This is a genomic window from Methylobacter luteus IMV-B-3098 (assembly GCF_000427625.1).
Classification (GTDB): domain Bacteria; phylum Pseudomonadota; class Gammaproteobacteria; order Methylococcales; family Methylomonadaceae; genus Methylobacter; species Methylobacter luteus.
On the sequence record NZ_KE386569.1, the window covers coordinates 617,383 to 638,608 of the forward strand.

The 21,226-nt window shown below is 55.3% G+C and carries 17 protein-coding genes; 13 read left to right on the plus strand and 4 right to left on the minus strand.

Annotated features, from left to right (window positions below; all coding sequences use genetic code 11):
- Positions 1-50: 50 nt before the first annotated feature.
- Positions 51-2,570: an alpha-glucan family phosphorylase gene (gene glgP, locus METLU_RS0104760; protein WP_027157227.1), complete on the minus strand. Its 2,520-nt coding sequence runs from the start codon at positions 2,568-2,570 to the stop codon at positions 51-53.
- An 80-nt stretch (positions 2,571-2,650) separates the two neighbouring features.
- Positions 2,651-5,074, minus strand: coding sequence for a Lon protease family protein (locus METLU_RS0104765; protein WP_027157228.1), 2,424 nt, complete (start codon positions 5,072-5,074; stop codon positions 2,651-2,653).
- A 242-nt stretch (positions 5,075-5,316) separates the two neighbouring features.
- On the opposite strand from METLU_RS0104765, the gene METLU_RS0104770 reads away from it, so the two are divergent.
- The 7 genes from METLU_RS0104770 (at position 5,317) to METLU_RS24520 (ending at position 14,149) form a co-directional block, all read left to right on the plus strand.
- A complete protein-coding gene (locus tag METLU_RS0104770; protein WP_027157229.1) occupies positions 5,317-6,267 on the plus strand; it encodes a DnaJ C-terminal domain-containing protein in 951 nt (316 codons plus the stop codon).
- A 1-nt stretch (position 6,268) separates the two neighbouring features.
- The gene (locus tag METLU_RS0104775) at positions 6,269-6,559 is read left to right on the plus strand and encodes a chaperone modulator CbpM (protein ID WP_027157230.1); all 291 of its coding nucleotides are present in this window, start codon (positions 6,269-6,271) and stop codon (positions 6,557-6,559) included.
- Between the two features lie 131 nt (positions 6,560-6,690).
- Positions 6,691-8,454 (plus strand): sigma 54-interacting transcriptional regulator, encoded by a 1,764-nt coding sequence (locus METLU_RS24515; protein WP_231383547.1) that lies wholly within the window; start codon positions 6,691-6,693, stop codon positions 8,452-8,454.
- A 332-nt stretch (positions 8,455-8,786) separates the two neighbouring features.
- The gene (locus tag METLU_RS28255; protein WP_027157231.1) at positions 8,787-9,383 is read left to right on the plus strand and encodes a VPLPA-CTERM sorting domain-containing protein; all 597 of its coding nucleotides are present in this window, start codon (positions 8,787-8,789) and stop codon (positions 9,381-9,383) included.
- A 424-nt stretch (positions 9,384-9,807) separates the two neighbouring features.
- Positions 9,808-11,463: a DHA2 family efflux MFS transporter permease subunit gene (locus tag METLU_RS0104790; protein WP_051299782.1), complete on the plus strand. Its 1,656-nt coding sequence runs from the start codon at positions 9,808-9,810 to the stop codon at positions 11,461-11,463.
- A 3-nt stretch (positions 11,464-11,466) separates the two neighbouring features.
- Positions 11,467-12,927, plus strand: a complete 1,461-nt coding sequence (locus METLU_RS0104795; protein ID WP_051299783.1) for an efflux transporter outer membrane subunit — start codon at positions 11,467-11,469, stop codon at positions 12,925-12,927.
- A complete protein-coding gene (locus tag METLU_RS24520; RefSeq protein ID WP_081679017.1) occupies positions 12,920-14,149 on the plus strand; it encodes an HlyD family efflux transporter periplasmic adaptor subunit in 1,230 nt (409 codons plus the stop codon). The genes METLU_RS0104795 and METLU_RS24520 overlap by 8 nt, the downstream gene beginning before the upstream one ends.
- A 144-nt stretch (positions 14,150-14,293) precedes the next feature.
- Here METLU_RS24520 and METLU_RS0104805 read toward each other — a convergent pair whose 3' ends face one another.
- Both METLU_RS0104805 and METLU_RS0104810 read right to left on the minus strand, forming a co-directional pair.
- The gene (locus METLU_RS0104805) at positions 14,294-14,701 is read right to left on the minus strand and encodes a TraR/DksA family transcriptional regulator (RefSeq protein WP_027157234.1); all 408 of its coding nucleotides are present in this window, start codon (positions 14,699-14,701) and stop codon (positions 14,294-14,296) included.
- A gap of 75 nt (positions 14,702-14,776) precedes the next feature.
- The gene (locus tag METLU_RS0104810) at positions 14,777-15,022 is read right to left on the minus strand and encodes a DUF1496 domain-containing protein (RefSeq protein ID WP_027157235.1); all 246 of its coding nucleotides are present in this window, start codon (positions 15,020-15,022) and stop codon (positions 14,777-14,779) included.
- A 522-nt stretch (positions 15,023-15,544) separates the two neighbouring features.
- On the opposite strand from METLU_RS0104810, the gene METLU_RS0104815 reads away from it, so the two are divergent.
- The 6 genes from METLU_RS0104815 to METLU_RS0104840 all read left to right on the plus strand — a co-directional run bounded on the left by METLU_RS0104815 (position 15,545) and on the right by METLU_RS0104840 (position 21,226).
- Positions 15,545-16,201 (plus strand): diguanylate cyclase domain-containing protein, encoded by a 657-nt coding sequence (locus tag METLU_RS0104815; RefSeq protein ID WP_027157236.1) that lies wholly within the window; start codon positions 15,545-15,547, stop codon positions 16,199-16,201.
- Positions 16,202-16,372: 171 nt separating this feature from the next.
- Positions 16,373-17,110 (plus strand): rhomboid family intramembrane serine protease, encoded by a 738-nt coding sequence (locus METLU_RS0104820; RefSeq protein WP_027157237.1) that lies wholly within the window; start codon positions 16,373-16,375, stop codon positions 17,108-17,110.
- 181 nt (positions 17,111-17,291) lie between these two features.
- The gene (locus METLU_RS0104825; RefSeq protein ID WP_027157238.1) at positions 17,292-19,211 is read left to right on the plus strand and encodes an ATP-dependent DNA helicase; all 1,920 of its coding nucleotides are present in this window, start codon (positions 17,292-17,294) and stop codon (positions 19,209-19,211) included.
- Positions 19,208-19,891 carry a tRNA (adenosine(37)-N6)-threonylcarbamoyltransferase complex dimerization subunit type 1 TsaB gene (tsaB, locus tag METLU_RS0104830; RefSeq protein ID WP_027157239.1) on the plus strand — a complete coding sequence of 228 codons (684 nt, stop codon included), beginning with the start codon at positions 19,208-19,210 and terminating at the stop codon, positions 19,889-19,891. The genes METLU_RS0104825 and tsaB overlap by 4 nt, the downstream gene beginning before the upstream one ends.
- Before the next feature lie 44 nt (positions 19,892-19,935).
- Positions 19,936-20,556, plus strand: coding sequence for an L-threonylcarbamoyladenylate synthase (locus tag METLU_RS0104835; protein ID WP_027157240.1), 621 nt, complete (start codon positions 19,936-19,938; stop codon positions 20,554-20,556).
- A 16-nt stretch (positions 20,557-20,572) separates the two neighbouring features.
- The gene (locus METLU_RS0104840; protein WP_027157241.1) at positions 20,573-21,226 is read left to right on the plus strand and encodes a site-2 protease family protein; all 654 of its coding nucleotides are present in this window, start codon (positions 20,573-20,575) and stop codon (positions 21,224-21,226) included.

A 21,226-nucleotide genomic window follows, 5' to 3' on the forward strand; every position in this document is an offset into this window, starting at 1 on the left:
AACAGATTATGGTGATGAGAAACCCATCCCTGGGCTTCTCTGTTGATCGCTCATTTTACCCATAAAATAGGCTGGGCTTCCGCAGGCACGCTGACGTCGGGATGGTTGGGTATGATTCTGGGCGTATAGTCCGACATCGGCCGTATTGCCGGGATGCTGATGCTGTAGACAAAACCGTTGACGGCACCGGGCAGCGCATGGTCGATGCGCATTTCATGAATGTTGTCCATATCGTTTTCCGCCGGTTCCGAGAACAGTTCGACTCTGACATCCTGCGCCGTTAAGTCGCCCAGGTAAATCTGCAGGCTGAAAAAATACTCGGCCTCGCGGTTTTCGATCTCGACGCGCGCGATATGAATTTTAGGCCACAGATCACTCAGACGGGACAGCCAGCGGGTCAGGGACTGGCCGGGCCGGACGCCGTTTGCGGCGCGATGGTGATGCTTTTCGGCCAGGGGCAGATAGAAACGGTCGGTGTATTCGCGCACCATGCGGTTGGCTGAAAAATAAGGCGTCAAGGTCGTCATGCTTTCGCGCATCCTGGCTATCCAGCGCTCGGGAATGCCGTTGCCGTTGCGTTCATAGAAGGCCGGCACGATCTCCTTCTCCAGCAAGTCGTACAGCATGTTGGCCTGGTCGGCATCGGTATGCTCGGCTTCGTGCCCGTTCAATGCCCAGCCGACCTCCGGGCGATAGGCCTCGGCCCACCAGCCGTCCAGCTCCGACAGGTTCAGGCCGCCGTTGACCAGGATTTTCATGCCGCTGGTGCCGCACGCTTCCCAGGGCCGTCTTGGCGTGTTGATCCACAAATCGACGCCTTGCACGAGGTACTCGGCCGTGATCATGTCGTAATCGCTCAGGAATATGGCATGATTGCGGATTTCCGGCCGCCGCATGAACTGGTTCCAGTCCTTGATCAGGCGCTGGCCCGGCAAATCCGCCGGATGCGCTTTGCCGGAGATGACCAGTTGAACGGGGCGGTGGATATCGGTCAGCAGGCGCGTCAGCCGGTCGGGATCGGTCAGCAGCAGGTTGGGCCTTTTATACGTCGCGAAACGGCGGGCAAAGCCGATAGTCAGCACATTCGGGTCGAAAAGGCGCAACGCCAGATCTTCCAGTTCACTGTCCGATAAATTGCTGTGCACATTCAGTTCCCGGCTGTATTCGTCCCTGACGAACTGCACCAGCCGGGACCGGTTCTGAGCGCGTAAGTGCCAGAGGTCCTGATCCTTGACCCGGCGGAATTGTTCGGCCAGATGCGCCGGGTCGCAAAACCAGCGGCTCTTGCCGCACAAGTTGGTCCAGAGCTCGTCGGCTTCCATGGAATCCCAGGCCGGGACATGGACGCCATTGGTAACATGCGTGACCGGTACTTCATATTTCGGCCAGCCCGGAAACAGGGGATTGAAAATATCCCGGCTGACCTTTGCGTGCAAACGACTGACGCCGTTGACGGCGGCGCTGCCGCGTATCGCCAGGTAGGCCATGTTAAAAGGTGCTGCCGGGCTGTTGTTGCCGGGAATTCTGCCGAAAGCCAGCAGCTCATCGAGATCGAGATTCAGTTCCTTGGCATAAAGCCCCAAGCTGTTCTTGATCAGCTCGGGGCTGAAGCGGTCAAAGCCAGCTTCCACCGAGGTATGGGTGGTGAACAGGTTGCCGGCGCGCGTCACCGTCAGGGCCGTCGCGAAATCGACGGCGTGTTTTTGCATGAAATGGCGTGCGCGCTCAAGGACCAGCAGTGCGGCATGGCCTTCGTTCAGATGGCAGACATCAGGGGTGATGCCCAATGCCTGCAGAACCTGCCAGCCGCCGATGCCGAGCAGGATTTCCTGGGACAGCCGGTATTCCGATCCGCCGCCGTACAGTTCAGCCGTGATGCAGCGATCCACCGGATGATTGGCCGGATCATTGGAATCGAGCAGGTACAGTTTGATGCGGCCGATGCGTGCCTGCCATACCCGCACCCATAATCGGGACGGCGTCAGCAGCTGTATGCGCAGCCATTCGCCTTGATTGATCCGGACTGGCGAGATCGGCATATCGCTGATTTCGCTGGCCGGGTAAAGGGCAATCTGATTGCCATCGGCATCGAAGGCCTGGCGGAAATAGCCTTTTTGATAGAGCAGGCCGACGCCCACCAGCGGCAGACCCAGATCATTGGCGGCCTTTAAGTGATCGCCGGCCAGCAGGCCGAGCCCGCCCGAATAGATAGGCAGAGCCTCGCTGAGGCCGAACTCCATGCTGAAATAAGCGATTTTTTGCAGGGCTATGTCTTGCTGCTGTTTCATCTGGAACCAGCGCTGTTCCGACAGGGACTGGCGGTGGGCCGAGACGATCGTGCGCAGTTTTTCACAGAAAGTTTCACTTTTCGACAGCTCTTCCAGACGGGCGCGCGAAACCGTTTGCAGCACCAGCCAGGGATTCCGGGTTTGCGCCCAGAATTCGGCATCCAGCTCGCGCCATATCTCGTCGGCGCCATGGACCCAGGAATAGCTGCAATCCCGGGCCAGCTCGTCCAGTCCGTCGAGCTTCTGCTCCATATCGGGGCGGAAATATTTGGGGATGGTCATGCGTTATTGGCTCCCTGGAATGGTAGTGTCAAAAACAGATTGTAAAGGCGGCTGAAGTCGCCCCTGCAAGTCTCCGGATGTTAACCTTTGCTGTTTCTGGAGGGTTCCTGTTGCTCGGCCCTGAGACGGAGCTCTTTGGTAATTGTCGTAAACTGCAATAGCTGGGCTTCGACCTTGCCGTTGAATGATGCCGGGGGATACTTGCCCTGATCGTCGGCAGCGCCGGCTTCCATGCCGGTCAGCAGTTCAAGCGCTTCATCCACGGTTGTGACGGCGTAGATATTGAACTGGCCGGACTGGACCGCGTGCACGACATCCCAGCGCAGCATCAGGAATTTGACGTTCGTGGACGGGATGATTACGCCCTGCGTACCGGTCAGGCCTTTTTTGACGCAGATATCGAAGAAGCCTTCGATCTTTTCATTGACGCCGCCGATGGGCTGCACATACCCCAGCTGGTTGACCGATCCGGTAATGGCAAGGTCCTGCCGTAAAGGCACCTGGGCCAGCGAGGACAGAATAACGCAGAGTTCGGCCAGCGAAGCGCTGTCGCCATCGACGTGACCGTAGGATTGCTCGAACACCAGGCTGGCGGACAGCGAGAACGGGCTGTTCCGGGCATAGCGGGAGGCGATGAAGCTCGACAGGATCAGCACGCCTTTGGAATGAATGGCGCCGCCCAGTTCGGTTTCGCGTTCGATATCGACCACTTTGCCGGTACCGAGGCGCGTTGTCGCCGTGATGCGCGACGGCTGGCCGAAGCTGAATTCGCCCAGTTGCAGCACGGACAGGCCGTTGATCTGGCCGGCCACCTTGCCTTCGGTATCGATCAGCACAGTGCCGCGCTCGATGTTTTCGTAGAGCTTTTCCCTGAGTTTGTCCAGCCGGCGGATCTTGTGGTCGATGGCTTTCTGGACATCGCTGTTGGCAATCAGGGTGTGGCCGTTTTCTTCGGCCCAATGGTCGGATTCGGTCAGCAGGTCCTTGATGCTGCGCAGGTGCGTCAGTAACTTCTCGGCATCGCCGGCCATGCGCGAGCTGTGTTCGATCACTCTGGCCACGGCATGCTGGCTCAACGGCCGCAGTTTTTCGCGCCTGGCGATCGTGGCCAGCAGGCGGGCATACTCATGGGTGCTGTTTTCGCGGGTAACGGACACATCGAAATCGGCGGCAACCTTGAAGAGATCGTGGAACTCAGGGTCATAGGCGCTTAACAGGTAATAAAGCAGCGGGTCGCCGAACAGGATGATCTTTAAATCAACAAGCGGTATGGGCTGCGGTTCCAATGAAGAGGTAGTGATCAGGCTGAGCGTTCGCTCCAGCGGTTCGATACGGATTTCACCGGCCTGCAGCGTTCTTTTAAGGCTTTCCCAGGCATAGGGCTGAAACAGGATTTTCCGGGCGTCGATAATCAGGTAGCCGCCGTTGGCCTTATGCAGCGCGCCCGGCTTGATCATCGTGAAATCGGTGATCAATGAACCCATGTGGGCCTGATGGTCCGTGTGCCCGATCAGGTTGCTGTAATTCGGAAGGTCTTCGTAAACCACGGGGGCGGCGCGCTTGTTGCTGAAATCGACGATCAGATTGACCTGATAGCGCTTCAGCGGGTTCGATTCCTGTTGAAAGTCCATGAAAGGCAGCACTTTTTCGCTGTGCGGAATGAAATCCCGTACGTGCTCGATAATGTCCTTCTGAACGTCATTCAGATAATTGATGACGTCGGGCTGCTTGCCATATTTTTCGATCAGCTCATCGATGGAATGGTTGACGGCGAGGGCGGCGACTTCACGATTCAGGGCCTGAAGCTTGCGTTTGGTTTCCTTGCGCCAGATCGGAAATTTTTTCAGCAGTTGCTGCAGGCGTTCCTGCAGATCGAAAATTGCGCTCTGTATTTTATGCTGCTGTTCTTTATCGAGCTTATTGAACTGCTCGGGCGTCAACCCGACGCCGTTTTCGTCGGCCGGCGCGAATGCGTAGCCAGTCACCGTCTCGGTCAGCAGAATATGGGCGATTTCGGCTTCCTCGCGCAGCTGATTCAACTCACTGATTTCCCGTTGGCGGGATTCGCTTTCGAGCTCGCCGGCGCGGGAGCGGTATTCGTCGCCATCGAAGGCGGCCGGTATGGCCACGCTCAGTTCGTCGATCAACTGCGCCATGTCGTGCTGGAAAGTCCTGCCTTGTCCGGCCGCCAATTGGATGGCCGAGGGCCTGGCCGGCTGACTGAAGTTATTGACATAGCACCAGTCCGAAGGCACGGGCCGGTGGAGGGCTTCGTGTTCAACCAGTTGCTTGATCGTGGTGAACTTGCCGGTGCCGGCAGGCGCCATCGCGAAAATGTTGTAGCCTCTTTTATTGATGCGGATGCCGAACCTGATGGCCTCTAGGGCGCGTTCCTGGCCGACGATGATGTCAATGTCTTCAAGCTCGTCGGTGGAATCGAATTTCAATTGTTCGATATTGCACGGCTTGTAAAGTTGCGAAGGGGCTAGCGGAGTATTTTTCATGGGATGAACCTTATTCGGAAACCTTGGTTTTTCTTGGTTGTTATATACGTTTCATATCCAGGTGCAGGAGAAACTTACCCTGTCATAAAGGCTCCAAATAACGGCATTGTCATGGTATAAAGACAGCCATGGCTTTATAAAGTTCTTAGCCTTATCCGGGCCTCGTTTCCGGATTATAACCCTGTTTGTTTGGCGCGTTTAATTTACCCGTTCCTCATGCTAAAGCGGAGCTGATCAGCCCTATGGAATACAAAGATTATTACAAAATAATGGGTCTCTCCAAGGATGCGACGCCGGACGAGATAAAGCGGGCCTACCGCAAACTGGCCCGTAAATACCATCCCGATGTCAGCAAGGAGGCCAATGCCGAGGCAAAGTTCAAGGAGTTGGGCGAGGCCTACGAGGTGCTCAAGGATCCTAAAAAACGGGCCGCCTACGATCAGGTAGGGCGCGGCTGGCAGGAGGGTCAGCCATTTACGCCGCCGCCCGACTGGGGCTTTGATTTCGGCGCTGACCAGGGTTTTGCCGGTACGCAGACGGGGGGCGGGTTCAGCGATTTTTTCGAAGCTTTGTTTGGCGGCGGTTTCAGGCGGGGACGAGACGGCGCCTATGGCAGGCAGACGCAGGCACAAGGCAGCGATCAGCAGGCCAGGATCCAGATCGATCTGGAGGATGCTTACCGCGGCGCCGTCAGTCTGATTTCCCTGAACGTGCCGCAAATGGACAGCCAGGGCCGCATGGTTTCAAACGTGCGCACGCTGAATGTCAAAATTCCGAAAGGCATCAAGGCCGGGCAGCGCATACGCTTGGCAGGGCAGGGCATGCCGGGGTTTGGCGGCGGCGGCAACGGTGATCTGTATCTGGAAATAGAATTCAAGCCCCATCGTTATTTTCGTGCCGAGGGACGCGATATTCATCTTGAACTGCCGGTCACGCCGTGGGAGGCGGCTTTGGGCGCTACCGTTCCGGTGCCGACACTGGGCGGCACTGTCGAATTGAAAATTCCGGCCGGCTCACAGGCCGGCAAGCAGTTGCGCCTGAAGGGCCGCGGTCTGCCTGGGGCGCCTGCCGGTGATCAGTATGTAGCATTGAAGATTGTCACGCCATCGGCCAGGACCGATGAGGCAAAAGCCTTGTATGAGCAAATGGCCAAAGTGATGCCGATGAATCCGCGCGCGGCAATGGGGGTATGAGATGAAAAAAGAGATAGTCGTGATTTCCGGTACGGTGCTTGATGAAAGCATGCGCTTTACGCTGGTCGAATTATGCGATTTTACCAAGATCAGTCCCGAGCGGGTGATTGAAATGGTTGAAGAAGGGGTACTGGAGCCCGAGGGTTCTTCTGTTTATACCTGGCGTTTTGACACGCATGCCTTGAAACGTCTGCAAATTGCCTTAAGATTGCAGCAGGATCTGGATATCAATCTGCCGGGCAGCGCGCTGATATTGGATTTGCTCGAAGAAATGGAACGATTAAAGCGATAATCGGTACCTGATTCAAAAGTGTTCTTCTCCTTTGCCGCCAGGCTCAAGATGCTGCCGCGGAACCCCTGTGATTCTATTCCATGCTGAAAAAACCGCCACAAAACATCTTTGCAGAGCACTTGCTGCAACACATGCCCGTTTCGACCTTTGTGCTGGATACCCGGCACCGGGTCGTGATCTGGAATAAGGCCTGCGAGCGGCTGACAGGGCTCAGGGCCGAGGACATGATCGGCACTAGCAGGCATTGGCAGGGCTTTTATGCCGAGTCCCGTCCCTGCTTGGCCGATCTGCTGCTCGACCGTTCGCTCGGAAAATTGGATAGCCTCTATGAAAAAGCCGGCGATTTCATGTCGGACACCGGCACGCTGCATACGGAGAACTGGTGCCCGATGCCGGACGGCCGCAGGCTTTATCTGGTTATCGACGCCGGTCCCATTGTCAATGACAAAGGCGAAATCGTCGCCGTCGTGGAAACACAGCGCGACCGGACAGAGCAGCGGCTGACCATGCAGGCGCTGGCCGAAAGCGAGCACCGGTTTTCGGCTATCCTGGGTTCGGTCATGGACGCCATTGTCGCGGTTGATCAGCAGCACCGCATCACCTTGTTCAATGCCGCCGCCGAAAGAATTTTCCGCTGTGCCGCCGACCTCGCCATCGGCCAACCTGTCGAGCGTTTTATCGCGCCGCATTGCCATACTTTGTTCAGGCAATTCCTCGGCTTTGACGAGCATGCCGTCAAGGCGCCGACCTGGGTGCCGGAAGGTCTGAGCGCGCGGCGCGCCGACGGCGAGGAGTTTGCGATCGAAGCCACTTTTTCGCCGCTGGAAACCAGCGGACAGCGGCTTTATACGATAATCCTGCGCGATGTGAACGACCGGCGGCTGGCCGAGCAGGAACTTAACAGGCTTCAGCTCGAGAAAGGCTATCTGCAGGAAGTGATCGACTACGAGCACAATTTCGGCGAGATCGTCAGCGGATCGAAGGCCATGCGCTCGGTCTTCGAGCAGGCCCGCATGGTGGCCCGCACGGACACGCCGGTGCTGCTGCTGGGCGAGACCGGCACCGGCAAGGAGTTGCTTGCGCGCGGCATTCACGATCTCAGCGACCGCAGCGGCGCGATACTGGTCAAGGTCAATTGCGCGGCCCTGCCAGGCGAACTGATCGAGAGCGAATTGTTCGGCCATGAGAAAGGCGCGTTCACCGGCGCGACCCAGCAACGCAAGGGACGCTTCGAGCTGGCGCATGGCGGAACCTTGCTGCTGGACGAACTGGGCGAGTTGCCGCCGGCGGCCCAGGGCAAACTGCTGCGCGTGCTCCAGGAGCAGGAATTCGAACGCGTGGGCGGAAGCGAGACCTTGAAAGTCAATGTGCGCGTGATCGCGGCGACTAACCGCAATCTCGCCGACGATGTCGTGGCTGGCCGGTTCCGGGCCGATCTGTACTACCGCCTGAACGTGTTTCCCATCAATCTTCCGGCCTTGCGCGAGCGCCAGGCCGATATTCCGCTGCTGGCCCGGTTTTTCCTGGCCAAATACGCTCAAAAGCTCGGCAAACGCATCAATGACATCGATGCTGCCTCGCTGGCCTCCCTGCAGCGTTACGCATGGCCCGGCAATGTGCGGGAGCTGCAGAACGTGATCGAGCGCGCCGTTATCCTCTGCCAGTCGACGGTACTGGAAATCGGCCCACTGCTCAATCCGTACGCCGATAACCATGACGGAGCAGGTCAGCCGGCCACCATGGAAGAGATGGAGCGCAATCACATCCTGCGCACGCTTGAGGATACCGGCTGGGTCATCTCGGGCGCCAAGGGCGCCGCCGCCTTGCTGGACATGAACCCGAACACCTTGCGCTCGCGCATGCTGAAGCTTGGCATAACCAGAAGCCGCCCGTAGCTGTTGGCCGATTTTGATCCAGAATGCGGGGTTACGGCAACGATAGCCATGGTCAGCTGAAAAAGGTATTCGGGAAAAACCATCCAACAGCAGGTCAATTTAATGCACTTAATATTTTTTCTGAAACTTCTATAGGAAATAATAATTTTTTTGGGGTTTATCACAATACTGCGTGATGAGAACAAATACAATTTTGGAGCACCCTAACGAGTAATGCAATTCGACTTTTTGGCATATGTACGCTTCATAGCTCATAGGGGTGGAGTTCCATGGATTTTAAAGCATCAAAAAATCTGGATTTCTTAAAAATTAAATAATAAGGCAGAAGTACAATGAAAAAAGTGAAATTAACGGCGGCTATTTTGGGATTGCTGTCTATCAGTCAAATTGCGAATTCCGCAACGATTACAAACGGAAACTTTGACTCCGGGCTGGCTGGCTGGAGCACTGAAGGGAATGTTACCCTGGATGCCGGCGGTTATGCTGTATTAAGTACAATCTCAGGCACAGACACAAGCGCCTACGGCGGAACCAATGGTTCAATATTATCACAGACAGTTAATGCTTTAGCCGGTGATATTATTTCGTTCAGCTATAGTTTTAATGCGGGTGATTATATGCCTTTGAATGATTTCGCTCTTGTCGCAGGCGATACTGAATATTTAGTATCAGATGTCGCGACAGTGGGCGATTTTGGCTCCAGCGGCTGGAAGAATTTTACGTTCACTGCCCTTAACGACTTTACTGATCTTAAGTTCGTTGTCAGTAATTTTGGTGATACTCTATTTGATTCAAGCCTTTATGTAGATAACATTGCTTCAGGTCCGGTTTCAGCTGTTCCCGTACCTGCGGCCGTCTGGCTGTTTGGTTCCGGCTTAGCGGGATTGCTGGGCTTCAATCGCAAGCGCGCTCAGTCATTAGCGGCATAAATATAACTGCTATTGCCCAACAAAAACCGCCTCTCGGGTATCCGAAGGCGGTTTTTTATTGTTTTTTTATTTTTCAATGCTTGAGAACAGGCTATCAGCCTGCGCATCTGAAATGCCGGATTGTTAAGCCTTGCAGGTATCAGCTTCGGGCTAACGCAGAGGAGGCAAAAGCCCACCTTTGGTTGTCATGCTGGGCGGGCTTGGTACAGTATTTTATTTGATTACGTAAGGCAGAAGGAACAGGGTCACGATATTTCGTTATTTGACGATATTGAGTAACCGCTGCTTTGGATTAGGGTTGGCTTCCCGCTGGCAGACGAACTTAATCCACTGATTTTATTAAGCTTGTTTTAAATGCTCCAGATTGGCAGGGAAATTGCTCTTATTGAATATCATAATATTCTAATAATAAGAGGTTTCCATCATGAGTATTGTCGGCAAGAAAGCGCAACCTGGCCTGGCGGCGTCACCGCGTGACAGACTGAAAGTGGTCAGGGCGGCGAGCCAGGGCGCCCTGAGCGGCGGACAGTTTTTCTTGCTCAACTTTGCATTGCTGCTGGGCAACGTGCTGGTGCTTTTCAATACCGGCGCGTTTGCTTCCATCAGTTTACACGCCACCGGCGGGCTGGGTGTCAGCCCGAGCCATGCAAGCTGGATGCAGACGTATTATTTCATCAGCATGGCGATTGCCTTGCCTGTCAGCTCATGGATGGCTGCGCGCTTCGGCAGAGTACGGCTGTTTATCGTAGCCATGATGCTCATGGCGCTGGGATCACTGCTTTGCTCCGTCGCGGATGAACTGGTCTGGTTTCTGTTGGGACGGGTTCTTCAAGGCTTTTTCGGCGGGCTGACGATACCCTTGTCGCAGACTTTGTTGCTGAATGAGTACCCCGAACCCAAAAAAGCCTTTGCCGTCGCGCTCTGGAGCATGGCTGCCCTGAGTCCGTTCACGCTGGGGCCGGCGGCGGGCGGCTGGATTGCCGATGCTCTGGGCTGGCGCTGGCTGTTTTATCTGAATTTTCCGCTTGCGCTTGTTTCGGCGGCATTGGTCTGGGCCTTGCTGTTCGACCGGACATCGAATCGCACTGATAAGCCCTTTGATCGGATGGGTTTCCTGCTGCTGGCTGTGGCTTTGGGCTGCTTGCAGACAGCGCTGAACCAGGGGCAGGATGCGGACTGGTATAACTCCGGGCTGATCGTATCGCTGGCACTTATCGGCCTGCTGGCTCTTGCCGGCTTCATTATATGGGAACTGGCCGAACGTCATCCGTTGCTGGATATACGCCTGTTAACACGCCGCAACTTCGCCATCGGTTCTATCGTACTGAGCGTGAGCTTCCTGCTCATGTACGGCTTGCTGTCGATTCTGCTGGTGCGCCTGCAGTCGGTGGCCGGCTATACCTCGTTCATGGTCGGCTCCGTGCTGTTGCCGCTGATATTCCTGGCCAAGCCGATGGCTGTGTTTTTTCACCGGATCGTCCATTACTTCGATGCGCGCTGGCTGGCCGGTTTGAATCTGGCGGCTTTCGCCGCATTTTGCTTCTGGACCAGCACTTACGATTTTTTTCGGCGCAACAGTTTGTTCAGCGATACGCTCGGGTCTCAGGTGCTGGAAGGCTTCTGTCTGGGCGGGTTGTTCGTGCCGCTCACGACGCTGTTCCTGTCAGGACTGACGCCGCGCCGTCAAAATCAGGCCGTGGAGTTGGGCGGTCTGCTGCGCGTACTGGGCGGCAGCATAGCGTCACCGCTGCTCGGCGTGATCTGGGAGCGGCGCGCCGCGTTCCATCAAAGCCGTTTGATCGAAACGCTGACGCCTTATGACATAGTGGGCAGAGAGACCATTGCCAGCCTGAATGCGGCCGACATGCCCGGTCAGATCGCCACGGCCAGGCTGGCCGAACTTGCCGGCGGGCATGCCGCCATTTTGGGGCTTAATGATACCTTCCGCATCGCGGCCTGGATATTTCTGGCGCTCGCGGCCCTGGTCTGGTTTGCGCACCCGGCAGGCCCTACGCGCCGACTCCTGCCCAGGCAAGCTGTGCGCAAAACAGCGCTGGAAGCGCTGGTTGAGGAGCCTTAACCGATGCGCAGGCAAATCAAAACACGCCGAAAAATAATCTGGTTATTGGCCGGCCCGTTACTGATCAATGGCTGCGCGCTGTTTCCGGAAGAAGGGGACAGGGCAAAACTGATGGACATGCCGAGCCTGGAGCAGACTGTACAATCCGGTCAGGCCGCCGAAAAGCGCGTCAGAGAATGGCCGAGAGCGCAATGGTGGCGCGACTTCAGGAACCCGGAACTGGATCGGCTCGTGGAAACGGCGTTGCGCGGAAGTCCCGCGCTTCGGGTAGCCCGCGCCAGACTTGGCCAGGCGCAGGCCGTGGCCGATTATCAGGCTGCCGAAATGTTGCCCAGCGTGGGTGCCAGCGCCGACTTGCATCTGCGCCGTTTTTCCGAGACCGATTTCTATGGTCCTACCGGCGGGACAACCGCTATGGGGGCTTACATTGACCCGCTCGTGTTTCGTTACCATCTCGATCTTTGGGGCAAGGACAGGGCCGCGCTGGAAGCGGCGCTGGGCAGGGAGCAGGCGCAGGCATCGGAACTGGCCGTGGCGCAACTGATTTTAAGCACCTCCATCGCGCGCGGCTATTTCCGGCTGTGCTCGGCCGAGGACGAGATCCGGCTGGCCCAGACGCTGGTTGCCAATGCCGAGGAAAAGCTGCGCCTCGGCAGGCTGCGCCGGGATAAAGGCATTGACACGCAAGACCCGGTCCATGCCGCCGAGCAGAAACTGGAGGCAGTGCGTCAGCGGGAGACCAGCCTGTACGCGGAAGCCCAGGTGCTGCGCAATCGATTGGCCGCGCTGGCAGGACAGGGACCGGATTGGGGCAAGGACATCGTCGTCTCGGAAAATGACTTTGCCGGACCTTTCCCGCTGCCCGAATCATTATCGATAGGTCTGTTGGCTCACCGGCCGGACGTCGCTGCAGCGCTTTGGCGGGTCAAGGCGGCCGCAAAACTGGTGAAAGTTGCCGAAACCGAATTTTATCCTGATGTGAACCTGGTGGGTTTTGCAGGATTGCACAGTTTGAATCTCAAGGATCTGTTCCTTTCCAATGGCGCCAGCGTGGCTTATTCGATTGGGCCGACCGTCACGCTGCCTATCTTCGAAGGCGGACGCCTGGAAGCGTCCCTGAAGAACGAACAGGCCGGTTACGATGCGGCCGTGGAGGGCTATAACGAAGCCTTGCTGGCCGCCGTGCAGCAAGTGGCCGACGCGCTGGCTCACTGGCGCAAAAGCCAGGCCCATGATGCCGCCCAGGAGCGGGCGCTGCACGCAGCCGAGGCGGAAGCCAGGCTGAACGTTAAGCGCTACCGGGCAGGCCTCAATGCGCGCGACGGCGAGATCGATGCGGACAGCCAGTTGATCGAACAGCAACTGAAACTCAGCGAATTACAAGCCGAACATCTTCAGGCCGCGGTCGGGTTGATCGAAGTCTTGGGAGGCGGATACGAAAACAAGGCAAATAACCATGAATAGCATGCAGGACAGCAAAATCAGCTCGCTCAAAACGGTTTCGAGAAATGAGCGGAAGCGCTTGCGGCGATGGCAGGCGCTGCGGGCGCGCCGGCTGGTGGCAGTCACTTCTATCGTCGGCCTGGCAGGGCTTATTTATCTGGGTTACTGGCACTTCCACACCCGGCATTTCGTGGTAACCAACGACGCCTATGTCACGGGCAATCTGGCTTCGTTGAAGGCGCAGACCAGCGGCACGATCGTGGACGTGCGCATTGACAATACCCAATACGTGCACGAGGGCGATGTATTGATGCGCCTCGACGGCCTGGATGCTCAAGTCGCGCTGGAGCGGGCGCAGGCCAATCTGGCCGAATCCGTGCGCCAGGTTGAAATCCTGTTCAGCAAGGCTGAGACGCTGCGCCAGCGGCTTGCCGAAAAGGAAGCCGTGCTCAATCGAAACCGCCGGGACCTCGCGCGTTACCGTAGCGTGGCTGAGGACGGCGCCGTTTCGGCGCAGCAGATCGAGGATACGCAGTTCGCCGTTCTCGAACTCGAGGCAGCGGTCCGGCAGATCCGCGCCGAATTGAGCGGGGCCGAGGCGCTGGTGCACGGCGCCGGACTGGCCGATAACCCCAAGGTCCTGCAGGCCGCTGCCGCCCTCAAGCAGGCCTATCTGGACCGGGTCAGGCAGGAAATCGTGGCGCCGGTTTCGGGATTCGTTGCCAAACGCAGCATTCAGCCCGGCGAGCAGGTACGCCCCGATACGCCGCTGCTGGCCATCGTGCCGCTGGATTATTTGTGGATAGAGGCCAATTTTCTGGAAAGCGAACTGACTTACGTGCAGCCCGGACAGCCGGTTGAAATCACCGTCGATCTGTACGGGTCGGATGTGGTCTATCACGGCGAGGTACTCGGCCTGGGAGCGGGCACCGGCAGCGTATTTGGCCTGCTGCCGCCGGAGAACGCCACCGGCAACTATATTCACATCAGCGAGCGCGTGCCTGTAAGAATCGGCCTGGATTCGGAGGAATTGCGCGCGCATCCGCTACGCCCCGGGCTTTCGGCCATCACGCGCATCGATACCAGCAAACCGGGACGCTCGGTTCTGGAACCTTTGACCACTACGCCGCCGGGAACGTATCTGACCGATGTCTATGATGCCCAGCTCGAAGGCGCCGACAAGCTGATTCATAAGACTATCGAGGAAAACCGGCTGCCTGATGTGGCAAGGAGTGAGCGTTGACAGGCTATTGGTCGGCCGCGGATAGTTCTATGCGGTTGAGCTGAATGTTCGGACTGCGGATGCGTCCTTTCTCAAGGATGGCTGGAGTCTATCATGGGTAAATGCAGAAGCATAACCGCTCTTGTATCCAGGCAGGCGTGTGTCTTACAGGTTGACTTCTACGTCTGATCTTCTAGTGTCGGCATGAGTTTTTTCATAAAGTGTCTGGCAGACGATGCACCGTTTTGCAGCAGGGTAAGCCAACAGGCGCTTGAATCCTATCGGCGAGTCGCAGTCCATGCAGTTTCCGTAATGGCCTTCGGCGATGCGTAGCAGCGCGGCATCGATGTCGTTGATTTCATGTACATGCCGGTCTATGCTGGCGAGATTGATATCAACGAGAAGGTCCGCCACTGACTCGTCTCCTGAGTCATGGACACTTCCAGCCAACTCCTTGTATTGTTCATTATCATAAGATAGCAGTTCCTCGCGTATTTCATGGCGCAGTTCCATAAAGCGGCACTTTAATTGTCTTTTAAAATTGTTGATCTGGAATTCGGATAATTTATGCATATTGGAATCCTTTAAGGATGATGATATGTCCAGTATTGAAAAAACCATCGATCAATAGCGACATAGACGGGGCGTTTAAACGTTATCAGGGTCACAGGAGCCGGCTTTTATCCAGACGCCATAATCGCAATGCAATAAGTTGTCGCCACTGCAGACATAAGAACCATGTTCATAACTTCTGTTATTGAACAGGCAGCTCTTGGCGCCGGGTTGCTGAAGCTTGAAATCCTGGGCTTCCAACGGATACTCTTCAAGGATTGGCGAAGTGGTTAATTCAGGATCAGGGGCCCCGACTTGAGGTTTATTAATGCGATCAGCCATGGTTGTATGCCTTAATCTAATGATCGAGATGCTTCAATATCGTGGCTTAATATCAGGATGGAAGACGCTTAATTGATAAGCCGGTTTGAGTTTTTTGCCAGCGATTGTCGTCATATCGATAAATTCCGCGGTTGTCTTTAATGTTCGCTGGCATCTTGCCGGTGTTCAACTGCAAGATGGCTTCTACCGCTGACTGCTGCAGGCTTGTTTCATTCCGTAGCTAATCCTCATTATTGATAATCGGGTCCCAAAAACATGAATAATTCAGCGAATAAAAACCCGATCCGGTTCGGAGTACTTATAGCGAATTGAGGACATTAAAAGTATTCGTAAGATCACTTAGATAATGATACGGATAGATAACGGCCGGATTTGTTTTTTACTATATCGGGTGATTAGTTGAAATGGGTGAATTTGAATGATGGGTTTTTATCTGAGGCGAATTCTGCCGGTTGGACTTTAGCATCAAGACGCTGGTGCGGTCGCGTCGACAGGAGACTTTATAAAAGAATAAGGAGAGTCATGGAAAAGAAAACATCACATCGAGGGCTTGATGATATTGGCAAAGCCTGGGGCTGGTTATTTGGCAAAAGTAGAAAAAGAAATATCGAAAAAACACAGCATGATGCCGCGGACGAGCAACAAATAGAGAACGCTGACGATGAGCAGACATCCATGAGAGCGGATCAGGATGACCAATTGGCATTGCCTGCGTTAATCGACAGGGTGGAATTGGAGAGGATATTTCCTTTTTTTAGAACGAAAGCCGATAGATATGGCATGCGCATAGCTTTTCTTGATGTGTTTGTGGGTGATTGCGTAAAAATGGACTCAATGCTGAGCCGGCAGGAATGCGAGCATTTGTTAAGCGAGATCCATGACACAATTGTCAGATTAAGCAGAAAAGACGAGTTTGCAGTGAAGCTGGACAGCGGTGAACTGTATTTGTTTGTGCCGTTTTTTCAGTCGGAGGAAGAGCTTTGCCTGCTATCGGAAAGACTGCTTAAAGGCATTGAAGAAACTATTCAATCGGCAGGCCGAAATATTTCATTATCAAGCCGCGTTGGCATATCGATTTACCCGAAGAACGGCAAAACGCTCGATGAATTGTTATCGGCAGCGAATAAAGCGCTTGGTAAGGCCGATACTGTCAAGCGTTCTTACCATTTTGCCGTGTAAGCCGGAGCATTCTTGGCTCAAGCGTGCAGATATCGACTAAAGCGCCTTCATGTCGATGCCGTTTGACATCGCTGCACAGGTCATTTCTGCCAAGTTCATAGGTAGTGACACTCATGTTAATTTACCGCACAATAAGCTATAAACAGGCTAATCATTAAAGGAAGGCTTTTTATGTTTCCAATCAGAGATGAAAATCCGACAGTCCGTTCGCCAGTAGCGACCATCACCATTATCGGTCTTAACATTGCGGTATGGCTTTTTATTCAGGGTGGCGGAAACGTTTTGCCTCTGATCAATTCATTTTGCCTTTACAGCCTGATTCCGGGCGATTTACTGGGTATTGCGCCGCCTGGTACGACGATTCCATTGGTTGAGGACATAGGCTGCGTCCTTGATGGCAAGGGCAGTGCCAAAACCTTGATCACGCATGCCTTTCTGCATGGCAGCTGGTTTCATATCATCAGCAATCTCTGGTTCCTGTGGATTTTCGGCGATAATGTCGAGGATTCGATGGGAAAAGTTCGCTTTATAGTCTTTTATCTGGCTTGCATCGTAGCGGCGGCCGGCGCGCAAATCGCCTCCGATCCGGCAGCGATCACGCCCATGGTTGGCGCTTCAGGCGCCGTGGGCGGCGTGATGGGCGCTTATGCCCGGCTGTATCCCAGGGCTTCTATTTACACCTTGATTCCGATAGGCTTTTTTATCACCACGGCGACAATTCCGGCTGTGTATATGCTCGGTTTATGGTTCGTGATTCAGCTGCTCAGCAGCCTGTTCGGTGCGGAAGGACCCGTCAATGTCGCATTCTGGGCGCATGCCGGCGGTTTTTTAGCCGGCCTGATACTGATAGGCCCCATGCGCCGCCAGGATTATATGGATGAACATCGCCGCCTGGGCGGCGAAGAATGAGCCAGACGCCGCTCATGGCCGATGCCATTAAAGTTCCTTAAACCGGAATTTAAGTCAAACAGACGACCGGTATTTCATTTATCGCGGTATAATTTGAAACCGAATCAGGCTGTTTCGTACATTTTTCTATTGGTACGAGTTTCTCCGTGTTCGCCCATACGGGCTTTTTATTATTTCTCAAGTGACAGAATTAGACTCTTTCTTCGGCAGTGACGGCGCGTTATCAAAGATAATTTCAGGTTATCATCCCAGGGCGGCTCAAGTTGAGATGGCCGAGGCGATCGCGCGTGCCGTTGAAGAAAGCCGGAATTTGATAGCGGAGGCAGGAACCGGCACGGGCAAGACTTTCGCCTATCTGGTGCCGGCCATTTTATCGGCCAAGAAAGTCATTATTTCGACCGGCACCAAGAATCTTCAGGATCAACTGTTCAATAAGGATTTGCCGGTTATCCGCAAGGCGATCAAGAAGCCTTTTGTAGCCGCGCTGCTGAAAGGTCGCAGCAATTATCTATGCACCTATCGGCTGAAGAACGCGTTTGAATCGACCTTGGGTTTCAACAAGGAAGACGCGGCGGCGCTGGCAAAGATCCGGTCCTGGGCGCAGCGCACCAAAATCGGCGATGTCTCGGAAATGTCCGAAGTCGCCGAGGCTGATCCTATCTGGTACCAGGCCACTTCGTCGGCGGAAAATTGCCTGGGGCAGGAGTGTCCCGATTATGCCGAGTGTTTTCTGGTCAAGGCCCGCAAAAAAGCGCAGGAAGCCGAAATTCTGGTCGTCAATCATCATTTGCTCTGCGCCGACTGGTCGATACGCGACAGCGGTTTCGGCGAGCTGTTGCCGGACGCCGACGTCGTGATCATCGATGAGGCGCATCAGTTGGCCGATACGGCCTCAAACTTTCTCGGCATTAATATTGGCGGCAGGCAGCTTAATGATCTGGCCAGCGATGCGCTGGTCGAGTATTTCAAGGATGCGACCGACATACCGGCCTTGCGCACGGCCTGTGAAGATCTGGACCACGAAGTCAAGGACCTGCGTCTGGCCTTCGGGATCGAGCTGAGGCGCGGCGAATGGCATGAAATTGAAAACAACCCCAAAATAGCCGCCGGCCTGACGGCCGTGAAGGAGCAGTTGCAGCGCCTGAACGACCAGCTGGAGCTGGCTTCGGTCAAAACCAAGGGGCTGGAGTCGTGTTTCAAGCGCGCCGAAGAGCTGCTTCAGCAATTGAAGATCATTATCGATGACGATAGCGGCAAATGGATTCGCTGGTACGAGGTTCACAAGAAAACCTTCACTCTGAGCCGGACGCCGCTCGATATCGCGGCCGAGTTCAGCTCGTTCATGCAGCGGCATCAGGCCGTCTGGATTTTTACTTCGGCGACGCTGAGCGTGGCGCACAAGTTCGATCATTTCTCGAATAACCTGGGTCTGATCGATGCGGCCAGCGCCAGTTGGGGAAGTCCGTTCGATTATGCCAACCAGTCGCTGTTTTATCATCCCAAAGGCTTGCCGCAGCCGAATGATCCCGAATTCATTCCGCTTATCATGAATTTCGCCCTGCCGGTCCTGCAGGCCAGCAAAGGGCGGGCGTTTTTTCTGTTTACCAGTCATCGCGCGCTGAAACAGGCCGAAACGTTGCTGAAAGACAAGCTGGACTACCCGCTGTTGGTGCAGGGCAGTCGTCCCAAAGGGTTGCTGCTGGAGCAGTTCAAAGTGGCCGGCAACGCCGTTTTGCTGGGCACCTCGAGTTTCTGGGAAGGCGTTGATGTGCGCGGCGAAGCCTTGTCCTGCGTGATCATCGACAAGCTGCCGTTCTCATCGCCCGGCGATCCGGTGCTGAAAGCGCGCCTGAACGCCATGGAAAGGCAGGGCCGCAATCCGTTTTTCGAACACCAATTGCCTGCCGCCGTGATTGCGTTAAGGCAGGGTATAGGCCGCCTGATTCGCGACGTCAAGGACAGGGGCGTGCTGATGGTCTGCGATCCACGCCTGTTGAAGCGATCCTACGGCCAGATTTTTTTAGACAGTGTGCCGCCCATGAAGCGTACGCGCGATATCGAGGATGTGCGGGCATTTTTTCAACAAGAGACTGAACAATGAAATTATTAGCGGTAGAAACGTCCACCGAAGCCTGTTCGGCGGCGCTATTCATAGACGGGGCCGTGGCCGAGCGTTTTGAAGTATCGCCCCAGAAACATACCCGGCTGATCCTGCCGATGATCGACGCCTTGATGGCCGAAGCCGGCCTGAAACCGCAACAGCTCGACGCCCTGGCGTTCAGCCGCGGACCGGGCAGTTTTACCGGCGTGCGCATTGCCACGGGTATCATTCAGGGCATCGCTTTCGGCGCCGATTTGCCGGTCGTGCCCGTGTCCACGCTGGCGGCCATCGCGCAGGATTTTTTCGATAGCTACGATGACAATGTGTCCTTTACGGCCATGGACGCGCGCATGGGCGAAATTTTCTGGGGCGTTTACCGGCGCGACGAGCGGGGCTATGCCGAATTGCTGGGCCAGGAAGCCGTCACGCCGGCCGATATGATCGAATTTCCGGAACTGGCCGGCGTTGGCGTCGGTTCCGGCTGGGGCGTTTATCAGGACATCTTGATGGCCAGGCTGACAGGACTCGTCGAACGGTGCGAGCCCGGCTTATTGCCGCGAGCCGGCGCTATCGCGCGATTGGGTGCATACGGTTTCGAACAAGGGCTGGCGGTCGATGTCGAACAGGCAATGCCGGTTTATTTGCGCGATAAAGTCGCAAAGAAAGAATCGGAGCGATAATACGCTATAATGATTTATCGTTTTTCAACCTACCGCATCAGGCAATGGCCCAATATTTCGAAATCCACCCCGAGAACCCGCAGCTGCGTTTGATACATCGTGCCGTTGACATCATCCGTAAAGGCGGCGTCATCGTCTACCCGACGGATTCATCCTATGCAATTGCCTGCCATATAGACGATAAACAGGCGCTGGACAGGGTCCGCCGCATCAGACAACTGGACGATAAACACAATTTCACACTGGTCTGTAAAGACCTGACGCAGGTATCAAATTTCACGAAGATCAGCAATGACGCTTACCGGCTGATCAAGGCCTTAACGCCGGGCGCGTTTACTTTCATTCTCGATGCCACGCGCGAAGTCCCCCGCAGGCTTCAGCATCCCAGGAAAAAAACCATCGGCATACGCATTCCCGATCACCCCGTCACGCAATTGCTGGTTCAGGAACTGGGGGAGCCTTTGCTGAGTTCCACGCTGATATTGCCGGGCGATAGCGAGGCGCTCACCGATCCCTACGAGATCAGGGACAGGCTTGAACATGAGCTGGATCTGGTCATCGATGCCGGCGTCATTGCCTCCGAACAGACGACTATTATTGAATGTTCCGGTAATAGCTGCGAGATTGTCAGACAGGGCAAGGGACTTGCCCCCATGCTCGATTGATACAGGAAGACAAATTATGATGAATGAATTGACGCTGCTGCAGCGTGTAGTGGTTTGGGTGTTGCCGGTGGTTTTCGCGATCACCGTGCATGAAGTCGCTCACGGCTGGGTCGCGAAAAAATACGGCGATAACACGGCCTTTATGCTGGGCCGGCTGACCTTGAATCCGATAAAGCATATTGACCTGCTCGGCACGATCATTTTGCCGGGCCTGTTATTGCTGACCGGCACCGGCTTTATTTTCGGCTGGGCCAAGCCGGTGCCGGTCGATCCGCGCTATTTCAAGAACCCGCGCCGCGATATGGCGATCGTCGCGCTGGCAGGGCCTGTTTCTAATCTGCTGATGGCGATCGGTTGGGCCTTGTGCGCGCGTTTAGGCGTAGTGCTGAACATGGAGGTTGTAACATTGCCGTTGATTTACACGGGCATTGCCGGCATTTCCATTAATCTGGTGCTGGCGCTGATCAATCTGCTGCCGATTCCGCCGCTGGACGGCAGCCGTATTTTGACCGGCATTCTGCCTTCACGATTGGCCTGGAAATATAACCAGCTGGAGCGTTACGGTTTTATTATCCTGTTGCTGTTACTGGCGAGCGGTGCTTTGGGCGCGATTCTGGCTTATCCGATGTATATTGTTCAGCAGCTGTTTTTCTCGATTGCCGGGCTGTAG